This window comes from Halocynthiibacter sp. (genome assembly GCF_049608145.1).
Taxonomy (GTDB): domain Bacteria; phylum Pseudomonadota; class Alphaproteobacteria; order Rhodobacterales; family Rhodobacteraceae; genus Halocynthiibacter.
In genome coordinates this window covers 101,100-120,972 of the sequence record NZ_JBMYXF010000002.1, presented here as the reverse complement: position 1 = coordinate 120,972, position 19,873 = coordinate 101,100, and the positions used below count along the sequence as shown (strand labels likewise).

Sequence of the window (19,873 nt, the reverse complement as noted above, 5' to 3'; positions counted from 1 at the left end):
TGGAGCGCGCCGTTCAATTACACTTTCCGATTTTCTGCCCGAGAAATTTCTTGCACTTCCTGTGTTGGCACGTAACACAACCTCATGATCACCAGAGAATTCCTAAAAGGCGATGCCGCCTCTGTTGCGATATATTCTGACTGCGAGCAGTACAGATATGTTCTGACCCGTGTTTGGGATGAAAACGGACCACGGCTGACCTATGTGATGCTGAACCCCTCTACCGCGACTGAAGTTCAGAATGATCCGACCATTGAACGCTGCGAACGGCGCGCCCGGGCGCTTGGGTATGGGGGCATAAAAATCACCAATATTTTCGCATGGCGCGATACGGATCCGAAAAACCTGAAAAAGGCAAAACACCCCGTGGGGCCCGACAATGATGCGCTGGTGGCAGGGGCCGTTCGATGGGCGGATCTGACGTTGTGTGGCTGGGGTGCCCATGGTGATTATCAGGGGCGCGGTGCCGAAATTGCAGCGGTTTTACGCGCAACTGGGCAACCTCTGGCGACCCTTGGCACGTCAAAAGCTGGTCATCCGCGCCATCCGCTCTATATTGCATATCAGACGCAGCCCACGCCCTGGGATGGGGTGATCCGGCCTGTAGAGGATATGAAATGAGCGATACAGAACAGCCAGAAATCCATGTGGTCGACGAAGGGTTGCGTGAAGAAATTGCATCCTTGCGCGCAGAGGTCGCGCGCCTGAACACGCATCGTTTTGTGCGTATTCATAATTCTGTCCCGCGTCTTTTGTTGTTTCAGCTGATGCGCGGCATGGCCTTTGGTCTGGGAACTTTGGTGGGCGCAACTTTGCTTGTGTCTATGCTTGTTTATTCTCTTTCTTCCATCGATTTCATTCCTGTCATCGGGGAATGGGCGGCAGAAATCGTAGATATCATCACGGCGAAATCACCGGAAAACTGATAAAATCCCCTGCGTTAATCTTTATGCAGGGGATCCCGTATAACCTGACGCTGATTTTTTTCTGAGGAACACCTGCCAGTGCTGGGGCTGATATGCCCTGCGCGGGTTGGGGTGTCAGGTGGTTGTTATGCTGGGTTTGTTTTCATTGCTGGGCGCGCTTGTTGTCGGGTCGGCCGTTGGTATGTCTGACATACTGTCTGAATCGGATGACGAAAAACCGCAAGAAGATGAAAATGGGCTTGATGCTGGCCCGGAACACCCGGTTTCAGAAGTTATTGATCCATCAGAATTCCTAGGAGACGACCCGGACAGCAGCGCTGCGCGTGGTTCGATCGTGGATGACATCGTCAGCGGCGCAGAAAACACAGACATCCTGAATGGCTATGAAGGGGATGATCTGCTTGATGGCAATGGTGGTGACGATTGGATTGATGGCGGTGCCGGTAATGATCGACTCTTTGGCGATGCAGGCGGAGATGAGTTGCATGGCGGCAGCGGCGACGATGAAATCTATGGGGGGGACGGCGATGATGAAATCTTCGGTGAAACGGGCGATGACACCCTGATAGGGGGCGCAGGTGATGACGCAGTCGTTGGCGCCGATGGGGATGACCATCTATCTGGCGGTGAGGGTGATGATGATCTTCTGGGGGGGGCTGGTGATGATGCTCTGACCGGGGGACTTGGCGAAGACAGCCTGCAGGGCGGCGAAGGTGACGACACCCTGACCGGTGCCGTCATAGATGAAACCACGGGGATCGATCAGGATGTTCGTGACTTTCTGAACGGCGGTCTGGGCGAAGATGATATCACCCTGGGCGTCGGGGACATCGCCAGCGGTGGCGAAGGTGCAGATACCTTCCGCCTTGGCGGATGGAACATCACCGATGAAATAGAATCCGGCGCAACCATCATGGATTACAATGCACAAGAGGATGAAATTATCCTAATCTGGGATGAGATCCGGGACGGCAGTGCGGAAATCACTGTGGAACCTGACCCTGAAAATCCCGATACCAGCCAGATCATGCTGAACGGTAAACTTGTGGCATCGGTTCTGAACGGCGCAGGGTTAAGCGCTGGACAGATTTCCCTTGTTGCCCCCGAGAGCTGATCCTTTTCTCTTTTCTTTTTTCACCAGATCCCGTACACGCACGCATCTGGCAGATTCTCCGGAATTTTCAGATACTCCATGGGCCTGAGCTGGACGACATCCCGGCCTGCGCCATTCTTTTAACTCTTATCAAGGAGACCCCGATGTCGATTACTGCTGAAGAAAAAGCACGGCTGATGAAAGAATTCGCAATCAAAGAAGGTGACACTGGTTCACCTGAAGTTCAGGTTGCGATCCTGTCTTCCCGCATTGCGACTCTGACTGAGCACTTCAAAACCCACAAAAAAGACAACCACGGTCGTCGTGGCCTTTTGAAAATGGTTGCTCTGCGTCGTAAGCTGCTGGACTACACACGTGGCAAAGACGAAGCTCGCTACCAAGACCTGATCAAACGTCTCGGCCTGCGTCGCTAAGACATTCCTGATCCCCGGATCAGACGCGCCTGTCCTTGCAAAAGGGCAGGCGTTTTTTATTGGCGATAGAGGCCAAGCTCGTCTTGCAGCCGCACAATTGACGGAATCAGGCAGATATCTGTATCTGCATAGGCGTCTGGGTACTTTCGCGCTTCGGGAAAAAATCTGACGAGGTCTGCAAAGATGCGTTCGCTGTCCCAGTACTGTTCGGCTGACAGCAGGCGTTCACTCGGGCTTGCAAATGGAACTGGTATGGCTGCGAAAAACTGTGTGGCAGCTGATGCACATGTATCGCGGCTTGCGGGGCAATGCCTATCGCAATATCTGACCATGGGGGCCCAATGTGCAACTTCGGTCGCCAATTCCCGGTATAACCCATCCAGTTGCAAACCATGCTGTGCATGGCGACGGCGTTGCATCCGGGCACTCGTCACCTCATAGCCGGCAGCAGCGGTGTAACCTGCGGGAATATCTTTTGCGGTCCACTCAGTTCCTGGGACCGGAAGTCTGGATGCATTGCGAATGCCACCATTTTTGATCACCATTCTTTCAAACCAAAACCCCAGAGCGTCCATAGACAATGATGTTGGGTCACCTTCGAGGGTTGGTATGGTGACATCTGGCGCCCTGCCCAGAAGCTTTTGTGCGGTGATCAGTCCAATGGTGATTTCACCATGCTTGAATAGGTCTTCGACACGGTTCACGATCTGCTGGTTGGTTTCCAAAGCATCCGGTGCATGTAGCAGCATAGCCAATGGTTCCGTTTTCCCGGCTTCGGTCAATAAATCGAGCGATCTACGGCTGGCGTCAGTTCTATCTGAGGGGCCAAGAAACTCAGTCGGTGCAAACTCGAAATCGGGTCCGTAAAGATCCTGCTTTGCGTATAGTTGACCCAAAAAAATCTGAGCTGCCGTATTGTTGTTTTCCGCCAGGTCAGACAGCGCCTGAAGTGCTGGTAAGTCCTCGCCTTCTAACCAGAGCTCAAGGGCAGCCACAAAACCAGGATCATTTTGTCCGGAAATGATGGCTGGGGTGCTTTGTGCCAATGCGGTCGGAGCAGTGGATAAAAGAACTATGGATAGGAATGCCTGTTTCAATAGACGCATAAGGATGTACAACTCAAAAAGGATTAATCGTGATGTCTGTACTTTGTTTTTAGGTTTCCGCAAATGCAAGTCTTTACTGGCCCCTTCCCAAACCGCTCGTTTTCCTGTATGGCCCGGCCATCTGTGACGTGACGCCCTGGCCCGGGTGCACGCAATGAGGATTGGGCCGGTGGCAATGCGGCCACCATTATAACGGGAGACCCGGAGGGCCGGGCATGCTCCCTATCAGGAAACGATGATGTTTAACGAAACAAAAAAATCGATTGAGTGGGGCGAAGAAACGCTGTCACTCGAAACCGGCAAAGTTGCCCGTCAAGCTGACGGCACAGTGATTGCCACACTTGGTGAAACTTCCGTCATGGCGAACGTGACTTTCGCTAAGGCACAAAAGCCTGGTCAGGATTTCTTTCCACTGACCGTGCACTACAACGAAAAATACTACGCTGCTGGTAAGATCCCTGGTGGGTTCTTTAAGCGCGAAGCACGTCCAACCGAAAAAGAAACCCTGACAAGCCGCCTGATCGACCGTCCGATCCGCCCGCTGTTTGTTGAAGGCTTCAAAAACGAAGTTCTGGTCATCTGTACCGTTCTGTCCCACGACCTTGTGAACGACCCTGACGTTGTCGCGATGATCGCGGCTTCTGCGGCGCTGACCCTGTCCGGTGCGCCATTCATGGGCCCAATCGGTGCGGCACGTGTTGGTTTTGAAGATGGCGAATACATCCTGAACCCAACCATCGACGACATGCAGGACCTGCGCAACAACCCTGATCAACGCCTTGATCTGGTTGTGGCTGGTACCAAAGACGCTGTGATGATGGTTGAATCCGAAGCATATGAACTGTCCGAAGCAGAAATGCTGGGTGCGGTTAAATTTGCCCATGATTCATTCCAGCCTGTGATTGATCTGATCATTGACCTGGCAGAAGATGCTGCAAAAGAACCATTTGATTTTGCTGCACCTGACTATTCCGAACTGTCCGCTGCTGTGAAAGCTGCTGGTGAAGACGCCATGCGCGCTGCGTTTGCCAACACGGACAAGCAGGAACGTGTTGCTGCTGTTGCAGCCGCCCGTGCGACCATCACAGATGCTCTGACTGAAGAACAGCTGGCGGATGAAAACCTCGGCTCCGCAATGAAAAAGCTGGAAAGCTCTATCCTGCGCGGCGACGTTGTTAAAACCGGCAAACGTATCGACGGTCGTGACACAACAACTGTGCGTCCTATCGTTTCCGAAACTGGCCTGCTGCCACGTACCCACGGTTCTGCCCTGTTCACACGCGGTGAAACCCAAGGTCTGGTTGTGACCACTTTGGGCACCGGCGACGACGAACAAATGATCGACGCGCTGCACGGCACGTATAAATCAAACTTCATGCTGCACTATAACTTCCCTCCCTATTCTGTGGGTGAAGTTGGCCGCTTTGGTTTCACCGGTCGCCGCGAAATTGGTCACGGTAAACTGGCATGGCGTGCGCTTCAGGCTGTTCTGCCTGCTGCAACTGATTTCCCATACACCGTGCGCGTTGTATCTGAGATCACTGAATCAAACGGTTCTTCTTCCATGGCGTCTGTCTGTGGTGGCTCCCTGTCCATGATGGACGCGGGTGTACCTCTGAAAGCGCCGGTTGCTGGTATCGCCATGGGTCTGATCCTGGAAGATGCGGACAACTACGCAATCCTGACCGACATCCTGGGTGACGAAGACCACCTCGGCGACATGGATTTCAAAGTTGCGGGTACTGAAAACGGTATCACATCTTTGCAGATGGACATCAAAATCGCGGGTATCACACCTGACATCATGGAAAAAGCGCTGGCACAGGCAAAAGACGCCCGTGTGCATATCCTTGATGAGATGAGCAAAGCCTTGACCGGTGCCGCTGAATTCTCAGTACACGCACCACGCATCGAGACCATGCAGGTACCAACCGACAAGATCCGTGAAGTTATCGGTTCCGGCGGTAAAGTGATCCGTGAAATCGTTGAAGTGTCCGGCGCGAAAGTCGACATTAACGATGACGGCGTGATCAAAATTGCATCTCCGAATGGCGAAGCAATTAAGAAAGCCTACGACATGATCCACTCCATCGTGGCTGAGCCTGAAGAAGGTCAAGTGTACGACGGTAAAGTTGTGAAGATCGTAGACTTCGGTGCGTTCGTGAACTTCTTCGGTAAGCGTGACGGCCTTGTGCACGTCTCACAAATCGAAAACCGTCGCCTGAACCACCCATCTGACGTTCTTAAAGAAGGTCAAGACGTGAAGGTTAAACTGCTTGGTTTTGACGATCGTGGCAAAGTACGCCTGTCCATGAAAGTGGTTGATCAGGAAACTGGCGAAGAAGTGAAGCCAGAAGCCAAAGAAGACTAAGTGTCTGACATTGTGAATAGAAAGCCCCGGTGGAAACGCTGGGGCTTTTTCTTTGGCATGGCCCAAACCCTGTCCTGCGCAAATCATCCGATTATTCCCCGTTTTTCCAAATTTTACTTACGTCATGTTGCGTCCAGACATCCGGAACCCCCGGATAAATTGGAAGGTAATCAGTATGAACAAACAAATTGCAGAATTCATCGGCACGTTCACCCTTGTGCTTCTTGGTTGTGGTTCCGCCGTGTTGGCGGGTGACGCAATCGGCCAGGTTGGTATCAGTTTCGCATTCGGCCTTGCGCTGATCGGCATGGCTTATGGCATCGGCCCGATCTCTGGCTGCCACATTAACCCGGCGGTTTCCATCGGTGCAGTTGCTGCCGGTCGTATGGAAAAAGCCGAGGCGATCAAATACATCATCGCACAGGTTGCCGGCGCAGTTGCTGCGGCGTTCCTGCTGAAAATCATTGCCCTGGGTGGCGCTGGTTACGAAGGTGGTCTGGGTCAGAACGGTTGGGGTACGGGTTACCTTGGCGAATATAACTTCTTCTCAGCTTTCATCTTTGAAATCGTTGCAACCTTCCTGTTTGTTGTCGTGATCCTTGGGTCCACTGGCAAAGGCGCACCTGCCGCCATGGCGGGCCTTGTGATTGGTCTGACATTGGTTGTGATTCACCTTGTTGGCATTCAAATCACTGGCGTTTCTGTGAACCCGGCCCGTTCTTTTGGCCCGGCTCTGTTCGCGCTGGATGGCAAAGCTTTGCTGCAGCTGCCAATGTTCATCATTGCCCCTGTCATCGGCGGTATCGCTGCGGGTCTGCTGTTCAAATCCGGCCTGCTGGATGCACCTGAGGCGATTGAAGAAGCCCCGGCATCTGACGACACCGAGGCTGAAGAAAAAGCGTAATAGTCTGCCTGCGCTAAGCGGGCAAAGCCACCACGAGAGAGCCGTTCTGGGGAATCAGGACGGCTCTTTTGTTTTGCGCAGGTAAGGGAAGATGGTTTCAAATTCGCCAAATTTCGCTTTTGCATCTTCGTTAGAAACGGTCGGCGGGATGATCACATCTTCGCCAGACACCCAGTTCGCAGGTGTCGCAACGCCTTTTGCAGATGTGGTTTGCAACGCTTCCAGTGCGCGGACGATTTCCGCAAAGTTCCGGCCCACAGACATCGGATAGGTCATGGACAGTTTCAGCTGCTTATCTGGCCCAATAATGAAAACGGAACGCACAGTGGCGCTGTCTGCCGGGGTGCGGCCATCAGGCAAATAGGCTTCTGCAGGCAGCATGTCGAAAGCTTTGGACACGGCCAGACCTTCATCCGCAATGATCGGGAAGCCAACATTAGCCTTGGAATAGCTTTCAATATCGCCGATCCATTTCTTGTGGTCGTCCACGCCGTCCACAGATACACCGATCACTTTGGTGCCAAGGCGTTCCCATTCCGCTGCCAGCTGTGCAACTGCGCCGAATTCCGTGGTGCAGACAGGCGTGAAATCTTTCGGGTGCGAAAACAGGATCGCCCAGCTGTCGCCGATCCAGTCATGAAAGCTGATCTCGCCTTCGCTGGTCTGTGCGGTAAAATCAGGCACTACATCGTTAATACGCAATCCCATGGGACACTCCTTCAAGGTTATGCCGGTTCTGTCCGGCCTCATATTAACTATAGGTACGCACTGCCCCTGGTTCCAGTGTGCAAAATCGCGCGGTTTAATGTCGTCTTCCGGCTTGCCATGAATTTGATCAAATGCAAGTGTGACGCAAATCTTCAATGGAGTCTGTCCCATGCTCGAAAAACGTGATTTCTATATCAATGGTGCCTGGGTGGCACCGGCCGCTGCAAATGACTGCGAGGTTATTGATCCGTCCACAGAAGAAGTCTGTGCGGTGATTTCCCTTGGCGATCAGGCAGATACCGACGCTGCTGTTGCCGCTGCCAAAGCCGCATTCCCGGCCTGGTCCACCACGACTAAAGACGAACGCATGGCTGTTCTCAAACGCCTGCTGGATGAATACAACAAACGTGCCGATGACATGGCTCAGGCGATTTCTATGGAAATGGGTGCGCCTATCAACCTGGCGCGCAATTCTCAAACCGGTGCTGGGTCCTGGCACCTAGAAGGCTTTATCGAAGCCTTTGAAAATTTTGAATTTGAAAGCATGCTGCGTGCGGATGCCCCGAATGATCGCATCCTACGCGAAGCCATTGGCGTCTGCGCATTGATCACCCCGTGGAACTGGCCCATGAACCAGGTCATGCTAAAGGTTGCCGGTGCGCTGGCTGCTGGCTGTACGATGGTTCTGAAACCTTCCGAAGTTGCGCCTTTGTCTTCCGTCGTTTTCACTGAAATCATGGATGCCGCAGGCCTTCCTGCCGGTGTTTACAACATGGTGAATGGTGACGGCGTTGGTGTTGGATCACAACTGTCTGTGCATCCTGATGTGGATATGGTGTCTTTCACCGGGTCCACCCGTGCGGGCACAGCAATCACTAAAGCATCCGCAGATACGATCAAACGCGTGGCCCTTGAACTGGGCGGCAAAGGTGCAAATGTTGTTTTCGCAGATGCAGATCCAAAGGCTGTAAAACGCGGTGTTCTGCATATGATGAACAACACCGGTCAAAGCTGTAACGCCCCATCGCGGATGCTGGTGGAACGGTCATACTATGACGAAGCCGTTGAGATCGCGACAGAAACTGCGAATAAAGTCACTGTTGGTCTGGCGTCTGAAGAAGGCCGCCACATGGGCCCTGTTGTGTCTGAAGTGCAGTTCAACAAGATCCAAGACCTGATTCAGCAGGGCATCGATGAAGGTGCGCGTCTGGTCGCCGGTGGCACAGGTCGCCCCGAAGGGATGAACCGTGGCTACTTCATTCGCCCGACCGTTTTCGCGGATGTAAACAATGAGATGACCATCGCACGCGAAGAAATCTTCGGCCCTGTTATGGCGATGATCCCTTTTGACACTGAAGAAGATGCCATCGCGATTGCCAATGACACGGTGTATGGCCTGACCAACTATGTTCAGACCCAGGACAAGGATCGTGCGATCCGCGTTGCCCGTGCGATGCGCTCCGGCATGGTGGAAATCAACGGTGTAGGCCGTGCACAAGGCGCGCCATTTGGTGGCTACAAACAGTCTGGTATCGGACGTGAAGGTGGTCACTGGGGGATCGAAGATTTCCTTGAAACCAAATCCGTATCCGGCTGGCAGGACTAAGCATAGTTCACAAACTGGAAAACCAGAAAACGCCCGCAGTTTTGCGGGCGTTTTTGTTTGAGTATTTATAGCAAGATGAAAGCGCTTAGAGACGTCTTACAATCACAGAACCCACGGAATATCCGGCGCCGAAAGAACAGATTACCCCATGATCCCCGGCCTTCAGATCGTCACTGAATTTGCTGAAGGCAATGATGGACCCCGCCGAACTTGTGTTGGCGTAATCCTGCAAAATATTCGGCTGTTCACCCGTCTCGGGCACGCGGCCCAGAACTTTCTTTCCAATGAAATCATTCATCGCCTTATTCGCCTGATGCAGCCACAGGCGGTTCAGTTGATCGGTTTGGATTCCTTCATCATCCAGATGCCCTAGGATGTGTTTTGACACCATGGGCAGGACTTCCTTAAACACTTTTCGTCCATTTTGCATGAACTGCATATCCCGACGATCCTGCACGCCATCCGGGCGCGAACGCCGTAGGAAGCCATTGTTATTGCGGATGTTATTGGAAAACTCTGTTGCGCATCGGGTGGATAGGATTTCAAAACTACCATCGCGGGCCAGATCACCGCGTTCCACCAGCGTTGCGGTCGCCACGTCGCCAAAGATGAAGTGACAATCGCGATCACGCCATTCCAGATGGCCGGAACAGATTTCTGGGTTGACCACCAGGATTGCCCGCGCAGTCCCCGCACGCACCATGTCTGCGGCCGCCTGGATCCCAAAGGTGGCAGAGGAACAGGCGACATTCATATCAAAGCCAAACCCCTGAATGCCCAGCAGTGTCTGGACCTCAATCGCGATCGCCGGATAGGCGCGTTCCATGTTTGATGCAGCGACAATCACGGCATCCACATCTTCCGCAGATTTCCCAGCCTGTATCATCGCCTTCTGACAGGCATTCACGGCCATTTCAGCCATGATCCCAGGTTCATCATCCCCGCGCTGGCGCAGCAGCGGGTGCATCACATCAGGATCAAGAATACCGACTTTGTCCATGACAAAACGTTGATGAATACCCGATGCGGCAACGATAAATTCCTCGCTAGAATGGCCCATGGGCCCAACGTCACCAGCGTCAATCGCGCCCGCATGTTCTGCGTTCCACTTATCTGCATATGCGTTAAACGCCGTGACAAGTTCCGCGTTGGTGATGATGTTTTCCGGGGTGAAGACACCACTGCCAGAGATAACCGCTTTATTCATATCGCCCTCTCAATCCTTGCATAAACATGCGGGGATTGCGGTGTATATTCAAGCTTTACCCATGGTCAGCCTAGAACGGGCATTTCGCGGTGAACCGCATCCCCTTGCCGCCATCCGGATGACGCAGTTGTAGGGTTTCGGCGTGCAGCATCAGTCGGGGCGCATTCAACGCGTCACCGGTGGCGTAAAACGGATCACCCAGAATAGGATGCCCCAGCGCCAGCATATGCACGCGCAACTGATGCGAACGCCCGGTTTTTGGGAACAGCCGCACGCGCGTTTCGCCATTTTCATGCCGCACGACACGCCAATCTGTATGCGCCGCCTTGCCGGTTTCATGGCAGACCATTTGCAATGGGCGGTTCGGCCAGTCCACGATCAGGGGCAGCTCAACCGTGCCTTCTTTCGGCTCTAATGTTCCGTAAACCCTTGCAACATATGTTTTCTTTGTTTGGCGCTTTTCAAATTGCAGGCCAAGGTGGCGTTGCGCATGGGGCGTCAGGGCAAAAACCATCACGCCAGATGTGTCACGATCCAACCGATGCACCAGCAGGGCTTCAGGAAATGCGGTTTGCACCCGCGTCAGCAGGCAATCTGCCAGTTCGGGGCCTTTCCCGGGTACCGACAAAAGCCCGGCAGGCTTGTCCACCAACAACAGGTGATGGTCGGCATGGATGACCACCAGCGGGTCGTTTGGCGGATTGTAATCTGCGCTCATTTTGCTCTCATCTGCCGGATCAGTGGCACGGAATAAATCACCAGCGCCAGCCAGATCAGGGGGAAGGCCATGCGCCGCGCCGCGTCGACCTCTTCTCCGAACAGGAAGATCGCGGACAGGAATATCATCGTCGGTGCGATATACTGCAAAATCCCGATTGTCGACAGGCGCAACAATTTCGCGCTGTTGGCATAAATCAGCAAAGGCACCGCCGTGACCACGCCACAGCCCAACAACAACAATGTGTTATCCATGGATGTCAGGAAAAAACCACCGCCGCTGACATGCACCCAGATCAGATAAAGAATGGCCGGGGGCGTCAGCAATAGAACCTCAAGCAGGAAGCCCTGGTTTGGGCCGATGGGCAGGGATTTTTTGAAAAACGCATAGAACCCCCAGGTCAGCATCATACCAAAGGCGGCCCAAGGCACGGCACTGGCAGTGGTCAGCAGAATCGCAACCGCAACGCCCGCAATAACCACCGAAACCTTTTGCCAGGGCGACAGTCTTTCGCGCAGAATGATCGCCCCCAACAAGATGCTGAACAGTGGGTTCATGTAATATCCCAACGCGGCGTCCAAAGCATTACCCGAGGTAATCGCCCAGACATAAATTCCCCAGTTCAACGACACAAGCGCGGCGGGGATCATGGCCACCATCAATGTTTTCGGGCTGCGCAGGGCTTCAGACAGATCGCCTGTGCGGCGCATGACCACCAGCACAAGCCCGGCAATCGGAACAGACCAAATGACGCGGTGCGCAACAACTTCGGCCGCTGGAATATGGGACAACAGTTTCATGTAAAGCGGCAGGAACCCCCACAGCAGATAGACCGTCACCGCAAGGGCCAACCCCTTTGGCGTGTCCTTATCTTCATTCACCTGATCCGTCATCGCGCAATCCTCCAGACCGCCTTTATGGCAGGTCTGGGCGCGAAGAAAAGGCGTGTTTCGTGTGGCTGTCGATCACAGATGCTGATGTTAACCATTTCGCCCCGTACGGCGCGTTAATCCGGAAGGGGCTGCATGTTGTATGCATAGGTTGTGCATAAGTTGTGCATGGTTTGTGTATCCTGAAAATCGCCGAATTTCCCTTATTAACAAAGAAAAAGCGGGATGAGTCGCCTCGCCCCGCTTTCATAAATTTTTAACTCTTAACCTTCGTTAAGATCAGACCTTCACGCGCTCTGATTTCGGGTCATACATTGGCTTCAAGGATGCCTCGGCTTTCACCCGTGTGCCCATGACGTCGATCTCATAAGTGGACGCCAAAACATCGGTTGGCTTTTCGCCTTCGCACGGCACATAGCCCATGCCAATTGCCGCGCCCAGGGTGTGACCATAGTTGCCAGAACTGATGTAACCCACGATTTCACCGTCACGGATGATTGGCTCATTGTGGTACAGCAGCAGTTCAGGATCAGACAGTTTGAACTGAACCATGCGCATTTTCGGACCGGTTTCTTTGCGCGCGATAACCGCAGATTTACCAATGAAATCAGGCTTATCCACTTTCACAGCAAAACCAAGTCCCGCATCAATCACATTGTCTTCACAGGTGATATCATGGCCAAAGTGACGGAAGCCTTTTTCGATCCGGCAGCTGTCCATCATATGCATGCCGCACAGTTTCAGCCCCATATCCTGGCCCGCTTCATGCAGGGTTTCAAAGGCGTGACCGGCCATTTCGGACGGCACATACAGCTCCCAACCAAGTTCGCCGACATAAGTCACACGGTGCGCACGCGCCAGACCCATGCCAAGTTCGATCTCCTGGGCGGTCCCGAAGGGGTTGGTATCATTAGAGAAATCATTCGGAGACACCTTTGCCAGCAGATCACGGGCATTCGGCCCCATGATCGCAAGAACGCCTTCGCCAGCGGTCACATCGGTGATCACCACGTTGAAATCACCCACGTGACGGCGCATCCAAGTTTGGTCCGCCAGACGGGTGATTGCAGGGGTCACGACCAGGTAGGCAGTCTCAGACATCCGGGTTACTGTGACGTCTGCTTCGATCCCCGCACGAGAGTTAAGGAACTGCGTATAAACGATTTTTCCAGCCGGAACTGACATGTTCGCACCGCAAACATAGTTCAAAAATGCCTCTGCATCGCGGCCTTCCACACGGATTTTACCGAAGGACGACATGTCATACATGCCAACATTTTCGCGCACAGCCTTGTGTTCAGCGGCGGAATTTTCAAACCAGTTCTGACGCTTCCAAGTGTATTCATATTCGGCCTTTTGGCCTTCATTCGCAAACCAGTTCGCGCGTTCCCAGCCACCAAGTTCGCCCATCACAGCGCCCTGTTCCAGCAGGTGGTGGTGGAACGGTGTGCGCCGCACGCCGCGCGCTGTGGCTTTCTGACGATAGGGGAAGTGATCCGCATAAAGCAGGCCCAAAGTTTCCTTGGACCGTTCAAACAAATACTGTTTGTTGCCCTGGAACGGATGCATCCGGCTGATGTCTACATCCCCAAGATCAAAGGGTTTTTCGCCCGCTTCCATCCATTGTGCCAAGGCCATGCCAGCCCCGCCAGCGGATTGAATACCGATGGAGTTAAAGCCCGCCGCGACCCAGACGTTATCCATCTCAGGCGCAAGACCAAGGTGATACGCATCATCCGGGGTAAAGCTTTCGGGGCCGTTAAAGAAGGTGTGAATACCTGCTTCCGCCAGCATCGGCATACGGTTACAGGCGTTCTCAAGGATCGGCTCAAAGTGGTCGAAATCTTCGGGCAGTTGATCAAATTCAAACGTGTCCGGGATGCCGTCCATCGCCCAAGGTTTTGATTCTGGTTCAAACGCGCCCAGCAACATTTTACCCGCGTCTTCTTTATAATACGCGCATTCATCCGGCACACGCAAAACCGGCAATTGTGTAAGCCCTTCAATGGCTTCGGTCACAATATAGAAATGTTCGCAGGCGTGCAGTGGCACATTGGTGCCGGACATTTTTCCAACCTCATGGCCCCACATGCCAGCACAGTTCACAACCATATCGCATTCAATGTGGCCGCTTTCAGACCCATCATCAGAGACCCAATCAACACCAGTCACTTTGCGACCATCTTTGGTCATGCCGGTGACTTTGATGCGCTCTTTCACCAGACCGCCACGTTGACGCGCGCCTTTGGCCAGCGCCAGTGCGATGTTCGCTGGGTCACCCTGCCCATCTTTCGGCAGATAGACCGCACCCTTAACGTCTTCGATATTCAAATGTGGGTACATTTCCGCAACGCGTTCATTCGAGATTTCTTCAACCTCAACCCCAAAGGCCCGTGCCATGGCTGCTTGGCGGTAAATCTCTTCTTTGCGCTCTTCGGTCAGGGCAACAGTAATGGAACCGCAACGTTTAAACCCAGTTGCAACACCGGTTTCTTCTTCCAGCGCGCCGTACAGTTCTTGGCTGTATTTCGCCAATTTGGTCATATTCGCAGTTGCACGCAGCTGCGCGATCAGTCCCGCAGCATGCCAGGTGGTGCCGGATGTCAGCTGTTTACGTTCCAGCAAAACAACGTCTTTCCAACCTTGTTTGGTCAGGTGATAGGCAACGGAACAGCCAATGACACCGCCACCGACGATGACGACACGGGCTTTTTCGGGTAGGGTGCTCATGGCGATCTCCTTGTAGAATTTCTTCAGGGGTGGCACGGAATGGCTAAATAAAATACCTCATATGCGCCGTATTTGGCGCATATGAGGTATTTATAGCTTGATTTGTACTTTGAATCGGCTTTTGCGACGGGCAAGGGGCGTTACATTAAAGTGGCTGCGGAATAGGCTTGAAAACCCATTTGGAAACCCACAGGCCAGACTGATTTCACGCACCGACATAGATGTATTCAGAAGCAGCGTGTTGGCCCGGTTCAGGCGCAGTTCACGGTAATAGGTGTTGGGAGTTGAATCCAAGATCTGGCGGAACTTTCGTTCCAGCGAACGCGAAGATATCCCGATCAAGGCGACAAGTTCGCTGATCTGCAGCGGTTCTTCCATATTGTTCTGCATCAACTCAATGCATTGATCCAGATCCGTATCCCCGGTGATGGAAAGCGCTTTTCCGCCAAAGGGTTGCAGGGTTGAAAATCCCCGGATCTTTTCATGCAGCATGATGTCAGACACCGTCGCAACGGCGGCCGCAGACATATGATTGCGCAGTAAAGACAGGGTCACATCAACGGTGGACCCCATCCCCGCACAGGTCATCAGTTTGCCGTCATCCACAGCCAGCGCATAGGATCCCTCACCGGGCGTGCCGCGTTCATCCAAAAGGGCGCGATTTTCCCAGTGGGTGGTATGGTTGCTGTGTTGTTCGCCCGCTTCCGCGATGTAACGGCTGGCGGCCTCGGACATCAGCAAGACTTTGATATTACGGTAGTTATAGGTTGAAATCGCGGATCTCATAGAAAGTTCTGGGCAGTCCGGATCGGAGTTGCCCAGAATAAAGGCATAGTCAGCGGTTGGACGTTCCGGGAAGGGGGTCGTTTCGGTGCTGAGACCCGCAAGGCAACCCACGGGCCCGCCATGGCGAGACCGATAGTGCCAATGAAACAACGGATGCGCCGAGACGCGGTTGGCGATGCGCAAGACATCAACAACCGACGCAAGTTCTGTCAGAACAAAGCCCTCAGTCAGCAGAATATCGACGTGCCACTCCGGGTGCTCTGCCTGTGATGGGGCAGAGGCACGCGGGGTGGTCATATCCTGAAACCGCCCGTCCATCTTACGCCCGCAGACGTTCGTTGGCCGGATCCCAGATCGGTTGGTCTTCTTGCACGACAGCGCGGCATTTCTCGCCGTAGATTTCGACCTCAAGCTCGGTGCCCGGTGTTGCCAGATCGGCGCGCACCATGCCCAAAGCGATAGAGGCGTTCACACGATAGCCCCAGCCGCCGGAGGTGGTTTCACCAACAATTTCACCGTCTTTCCAGATGCAGGACATGTAGGGTGCATCTGTGTCGCCCGCGTCCACGATGAGGGTAACAAAACCTTTCTTAATGCCTTGTTGCTTTTCGGCCTGTATCGCCGCTTTGCCGCGGAAATCCTGTGGTTTGTCGAGTTTAACAAAACGCCCTAGGCCACCTTCCAGCAGGGAATAATCTGTGGACAGATCGCCTTTCCATGCACGGTAGCCTTTTTCCAGACGCAGACTGTCCAGCGCATACATGCCAAAGGGTTTCGCGCCTGCATCGGTGATCGCTGTGTAAAGAGCGGCCTGGTTTTCGTTCAGACAATGCACTTCCCAGCCAAGTTCACCGGCGAAGGACACGCGCACCAAACGACACGGTGTACCTGCCACAACAGCATCCTGATGGGTCAGCCAACCTGATGTCAGATCAGCTTCGGTGCCCAGACCTTCGAACAGCTCGCGGGTTTTTGGCCCGGTCACGATCATTGTGCCCCATTCTGTGGTGTGGTCGGTCAGGGACAGACCTGCAGGCAGGTCATTTTTCAGCAGTTCAAAGTCATGCCACTGGGCAGTCCCGGCGGTGATCATGGTGAAGTGATCTTCCGCGTGACGCATGCAGGACATCTCTGTCAGGATACGGCCACGGTCATCGGAGAAGTACACAAGGTTCATGCGGCCAGCCTTTGGCAGACCACCGGTCACCATGCCACGCAGCCATTCGGCAGCGCCTTCGCCTTCAAGGTTAAAGCGCGAGAAACCTGGCAGATCCAGTACACCAACGCCGTCGCGTACAGCTTCACATTCTTCCTTAATGCGCTGGGTCCAGGGGCCGGAACGCCCCCAAGTGTGTGTGGCTTCAAGGGATGTGTCATCGCCGTCCTGCGCAAACCAGTTCGCACGTTCCCAGCCGTTATACACGCCGAATACTGCGCCTTTGGCTTTGGTCATTTCGTGCACAGGTGACAGTTTTTTGTCACGGCCAGCGGGCCATTCGTGGCGTGGGAAATGCATGGCATATTCATTGCCGTAGACTTCCATGCCTTTCTGGTTGCAGTAATCCTGATCGGTATAGTCGGTGTAACGACGCGGATCGACTGACCACATGTCCCATTCTGTGTGACCGTCAACGATCCATTCCGCCATCACTTTACCAGCACCGCCGCCCTGGGCGATCCCAAAGGTAAAGACACAGGCTTCAAACGCATTTTCCACGCCAGGCATCGGGCCGATCAGCGGCAGACCATCCGGTGCGTAAGGGATCGGGCCGTTGATGACGCTGGAGACACCAGATGTTTCCATCAGTGGCACACGGGCCATGGCGTCAACCATGATGTCTTCAATCCGGTCCAGATCTTCCTGCCACAGCTGGAAACTGAAATCTTCCGGCATGGCGTCATCTGCATCCACCCAATGGGCTTTACAGTTCGGTTCATACGGGCCAAGGTTATAGCCGTTCTTTTCCTGGCGCAGATAGTAAGACACATCCACGTCACGGATCAGGGGCAGTTTTTTGCCGGTTTCTTTGACGTGGGCTTCGATCTCAGGGATCTGTTCGGTCAACAGGTATTGGTGTTCCATCACCATCATCGGCACGGTACGCCCGCCATATGGCTTGAACATCTCGCCGATACGCTGGGCGTAATACCCGCCCGCGTTCACGACGTAGTCACATTCAATATCACCCTTTTCGGTGTGAACGATCCAAGTCTTGTCGTCCTTCTGGGTCACGCCGGTCGCCGGGGTGAAGCGCAGAATTTTCGCGCCCATGTCACGTGCGCCTTTGGCCAGCGCCTGGGTGACCTGTGCCGGATCGATATCACCATCGGATGGGTCCCAAAGCACGCCTTCCAGATCATGGGTTTCCAGGAAAGGGTAGTTTTCCTTGGCTTGTTCGGGTGTCCAGATTTCCATCTCGATGCCCTGGTAACGGCCCATGGAACAAGCACGTTCAAATTCCTGCATACGTTCTTTTGTATGCGCCAGACGGATGGAACCGGTCTGGTGATAGTTCATCGGGTAATCAACTTCTTCCGCAAGGCCGGAATACAGCTCAGTCGAATAACGTTGCATGTTCATGATCGACCATGAGGTCGAAAACGTCGGAACGTTACCAGCCGCGTGCCAAGTGGAGCCAGCGGTCAGCTCGTTCTTTTCGAGCAGCACACAATCGGTCCAGCCTTTTTTCGCCAGGTGATAGAGGCTAGAGGTCCCAACGATACCGCCACCAATAATGACCACACGTGCTTTTGTGGGGAAATCTGACATGTTTTTCCGTCCTTTTAGTATGTATCAATTTGCTGCGCGTGGCAGCAGATGTCGTAGTAATCACCCTTGTCTTTGACAAAGATGTGCTTTGCGGTTGTCAGCCCGGTTACCCCATCAAGGGTGCCCGCGCCGATGGATGTGAAAGGCTCGCTGTCCATTTGCCAGAACAGGCTTGATCCGCAGTCCTGACAAAACCCGCGCCGTGCCGTATCGGATGCACGAAACCATTTCAGGCCAGCGTCATTGGTGATGTTCAACGCATCTGTTGCGACCTGTGTTGCCGCCCAAAAATGGCCGGATGTCTTGCGGCATTGCGTGCAGTGACATCCCACAACTGGGCGCAACTCAGCCGCAGTTTTATAGGTGACAGCGCCGCATTGGCAGGATCCTTTGTTCATTACGATGCCTCCGGTTGTGGAATGTTGCTAAAGCCCAGAAGCATGCCGTAGATGATGAAACAGATCGCCATGGTGCGGCGGATCCAAATGTTGAACACCGCTTTCAAGGCCGCGCGACCAATGCCTGCGCCAAGGGCTGTGAAGCCGAGATATGACAGGGCGGTCAATGTCAGTGCCGTGGGCATGATGACGATCATCTGGTCCCAAACGGGAACGCCGGGCTGGATGAATTGTGAAAACGCCGCCAAATATCCTGCCACGCTTTTCGGGTTGATCACGGCGATGGCCAGCGCATGTAGATAGATGTGTTTCGCTGGGCGTTCCTGTGCCTTCACAGGTGTTCTTGCGGATAACCAGCCGCGGATGCCAAGGTAAATCAGAAAACCCGCGCCAATGATTTTCGCGATGAAGAACACCGTGGGGGACGCCTCGATCAGGGCCGTGACACCAAAGGCGGACAACAGCAGAAACAAGGTTGCTTGGGTCAGGATCGCCAACACTCCGGGCAGGGCGCGCGTAAATCCGAGGGCCATGCCATTGGTGATGCAATTCACAGCGTTGGGCCCGGGTGTCGTTACGAAAACGACCCAGAACAGCGCGAATATGGTCCAAGCTTCAAAGCTCATGCTGGGATCCTCAGTAAACCGGCGGTGCGATCACCCAAATTGCAACACAGGGTTCATCATGGGGGTTCATCCAGCGGTGTGGTTCGCCCCGAATGCGGAAACTATCGCCCGGGTGAATGGTGAAATACCGCCCGCCAATCCACAGATCCAGCTTGCCAGAAATCACATAGCCAACTTCTTGCGTCGGACGGGTGACGACCTCGGTGATTTCGGAATGTGGCTCAAATACTGAATGCACCATTTCAAAGTCATCGGTCAGATCGGGTGACAGCAGTTCTTCCACAAGACCCGCAACACGGGACCCAATCGGGCGTCGCGCGCCTTTGCGAACGATATATCCCTGTTCATCAGCGGGGGCCGGGCTTTGGCCAAACAGCATCGAGATCGGCACATCAAGGGCCGCCCCGATTTCACGCAAGTCAGAAACGGATGGTTCAGATTTGTCGCGTTCCACCTGGCTAAGCCAACCCACAGATTTCCCCAGTGTATCAGCAAGAGCTTGCAGCGTCAGCCCACGCGATTTTCGCAACGTGCGTAAATCTGCTCCAAGGCTTTTACTTGTGTTCGGGTTTTCGTGGCGCACAGGTATCCCTCGTGAAG

At 53.9% G+C, this 19,873-nt stretch carries 18 protein-coding genes; 7 read left to right on the top strand and 11 right to left on the bottom strand.

What is annotated here, in order from left to right:
- Positions 1-84: 84 nt before the first annotated feature.
- The 4 genes from ACPGUT_RS01690 to rpsO all read left to right on the top strand — a co-directional run bounded on the left by ACPGUT_RS01690 (position 85) and on the right by rpsO (position 2,453).
- Positions 85-621: a DUF1643 domain-containing protein gene (locus tag ACPGUT_RS01690; RefSeq protein ID WP_423988510.1), complete on the top strand. Its 537-nt coding sequence runs from the start codon at positions 85-87 to the stop codon at positions 619-621.
- Positions 618-926: a DUF5665 domain-containing protein gene (locus ACPGUT_RS01685; RefSeq protein WP_423988509.1), complete on the top strand. Its 309-nt coding sequence runs from the start codon at positions 618-620 to the stop codon at positions 924-926. Before ACPGUT_RS01690 ends, ACPGUT_RS01685 begins: the two co-directional genes overlap by 4 nt.
- A 127-nt stretch (positions 927-1,053) precedes the next feature.
- Positions 1,054-2,040, top strand: coding sequence for a calcium-binding protein (locus ACPGUT_RS01680; protein ID WP_423988508.1), 987 nt, complete (start codon positions 1,054-1,056; stop codon positions 2,038-2,040).
- Positions 2,041-2,183: 143 nt separating this feature from the next.
- Positions 2,184-2,453, top strand: a complete 270-nt coding sequence (gene rpsO, locus ACPGUT_RS01675; RefSeq protein WP_423988507.1) for a 30S ribosomal protein S15 — start codon at positions 2,184-2,186, stop codon at positions 2,451-2,453.
- A gap of 56 nt (positions 2,454-2,509) precedes the next feature.
- On the opposite strand, the gene ACPGUT_RS01670 is transcribed toward rpsO, so the two are convergent.
- Positions 2,510-3,559 (bottom strand): hypothetical protein, encoded by a 1,050-nt coding sequence (locus ACPGUT_RS01670; protein WP_423988506.1) that lies wholly within the window; start codon positions 3,557-3,559, stop codon positions 2,510-2,512.
- Between the two features lie 238 nt (positions 3,560-3,797).
- Here ACPGUT_RS01670 and pnp point away from each other — a divergent pair, with 238 nt between their 5' ends.
- Together pnp and ACPGUT_RS01660 are read left to right on the top strand one after the other, a co-directional pair.
- Positions 3,798-5,930 (top strand): polyribonucleotide nucleotidyltransferase, encoded by a 2,133-nt coding sequence (pnp, locus tag ACPGUT_RS01665; RefSeq protein ID WP_423988505.1) that lies wholly within the window; start codon positions 3,798-3,800, stop codon positions 5,928-5,930.
- A 175-nt stretch (positions 5,931-6,105) separates the two neighbouring features.
- The gene (locus tag ACPGUT_RS01660; protein ID WP_423988504.1) at positions 6,106-6,834 is read left to right on the top strand and encodes an aquaporin; all 729 of its coding nucleotides are present in this window, start codon (positions 6,106-6,108) and stop codon (positions 6,832-6,834) included.
- A gap of 54 nt (positions 6,835-6,888) precedes the next feature.
- Here the strand turns inward: ACPGUT_RS01660 and ACPGUT_RS01655 are convergent, their stop codons facing one another.
- Positions 6,889-7,542 (bottom strand): peroxiredoxin, encoded by a 654-nt coding sequence (locus tag ACPGUT_RS01655; RefSeq protein WP_423988503.1) that lies wholly within the window; start codon positions 7,540-7,542, stop codon positions 6,889-6,891.
- 169 nt (positions 7,543-7,711) lie between these two features.
- On the opposite strand from ACPGUT_RS01655, the gene ACPGUT_RS01650 reads away from it, so the two are divergent.
- The gene (locus ACPGUT_RS01650) at positions 7,712-9,148 is read left to right on the top strand and encodes an aldehyde dehydrogenase family protein (protein WP_423988502.1); all 1,437 of its coding nucleotides are present in this window, start codon (positions 7,712-7,714) and stop codon (positions 9,146-9,148) included.
- A gap of 85 nt (positions 9,149-9,233) precedes the next feature.
- Here the strand turns inward: ACPGUT_RS01650 and ACPGUT_RS01645 are convergent, their stop codons facing one another.
- The 9 genes from ACPGUT_RS01645 to ACPGUT_RS01605 form a co-directional block, all read right to left on the bottom strand.
- Positions 9,234-10,355 carry a beta-ketoacyl-ACP synthase III gene (locus ACPGUT_RS01645; RefSeq protein WP_423988501.1) on the bottom strand — a complete coding sequence of 374 codons (1,122 nt, stop codon included), beginning with the start codon at positions 10,353-10,355 and terminating at the stop codon, positions 9,234-9,236.
- A gap of 70 nt (positions 10,356-10,425) precedes the next feature.
- Positions 10,426-11,073: a pseudouridine synthase gene (locus ACPGUT_RS01640; RefSeq protein WP_423988500.1), complete on the bottom strand. Its 648-nt coding sequence runs from the start codon at positions 11,071-11,073 to the stop codon at positions 10,426-10,428.
- Positions 11,070-11,966, bottom strand: a complete 897-nt coding sequence (rarD, locus tag ACPGUT_RS01635; RefSeq protein WP_423988499.1) for an EamA family transporter RarD — start codon at positions 11,964-11,966, stop codon at positions 11,070-11,072. The genes ACPGUT_RS01640 and rarD overlap by 4 nt, the downstream gene beginning before the upstream one ends.
- A gap of 276 nt (positions 11,967-12,242) precedes the next feature.
- Positions 12,243-14,693, bottom strand: a complete 2,451-nt coding sequence (locus ACPGUT_RS01630) for a GcvT family protein (RefSeq protein ID WP_423988498.1) — start codon at positions 14,691-14,693, stop codon at positions 12,243-12,245.
- Positions 14,694-14,783: 90 nt separating this feature from the next.
- Positions 14,784-15,776: a GlxA family transcriptional regulator gene (locus tag ACPGUT_RS01625; protein ID WP_423988497.1), complete on the bottom strand. Its 993-nt coding sequence runs from the start codon at positions 15,774-15,776 to the stop codon at positions 14,784-14,786.
- A 22-nt stretch (positions 15,777-15,798) separates the two neighbouring features.
- Positions 15,799-18,249, bottom strand: coding sequence for a GcvT family protein (locus ACPGUT_RS01620; protein WP_423988496.1), 2,451 nt, complete (start codon positions 18,247-18,249; stop codon positions 15,799-15,801).
- A gap of 14 nt (positions 18,250-18,263) precedes the next feature.
- Positions 18,264-18,647, bottom strand: a complete 384-nt coding sequence (locus ACPGUT_RS01615; RefSeq protein WP_423988495.1) for a GFA family protein — start codon at positions 18,645-18,647, stop codon at positions 18,264-18,266.
- Positions 18,647-19,273, bottom strand: a complete 627-nt coding sequence (locus ACPGUT_RS01610; RefSeq protein ID WP_423988494.1) for a LysE family translocator — start codon at positions 19,271-19,273, stop codon at positions 18,647-18,649. Before ACPGUT_RS01610 ends, ACPGUT_RS01615 begins: the two co-directional genes overlap by 1 nt.
- Before the next feature lie 10 nt (positions 19,274-19,283).
- Positions 19,284-19,856 carry a helix-turn-helix domain-containing protein gene (locus tag ACPGUT_RS01605; RefSeq protein ID WP_423988493.1) on the bottom strand — a complete coding sequence of 191 codons (573 nt, stop codon included), beginning with the start codon at positions 19,854-19,856 and terminating at the stop codon, positions 19,284-19,286.
- Between the last annotated feature and the right edge of the window lie 17 nt (positions 19,857-19,873).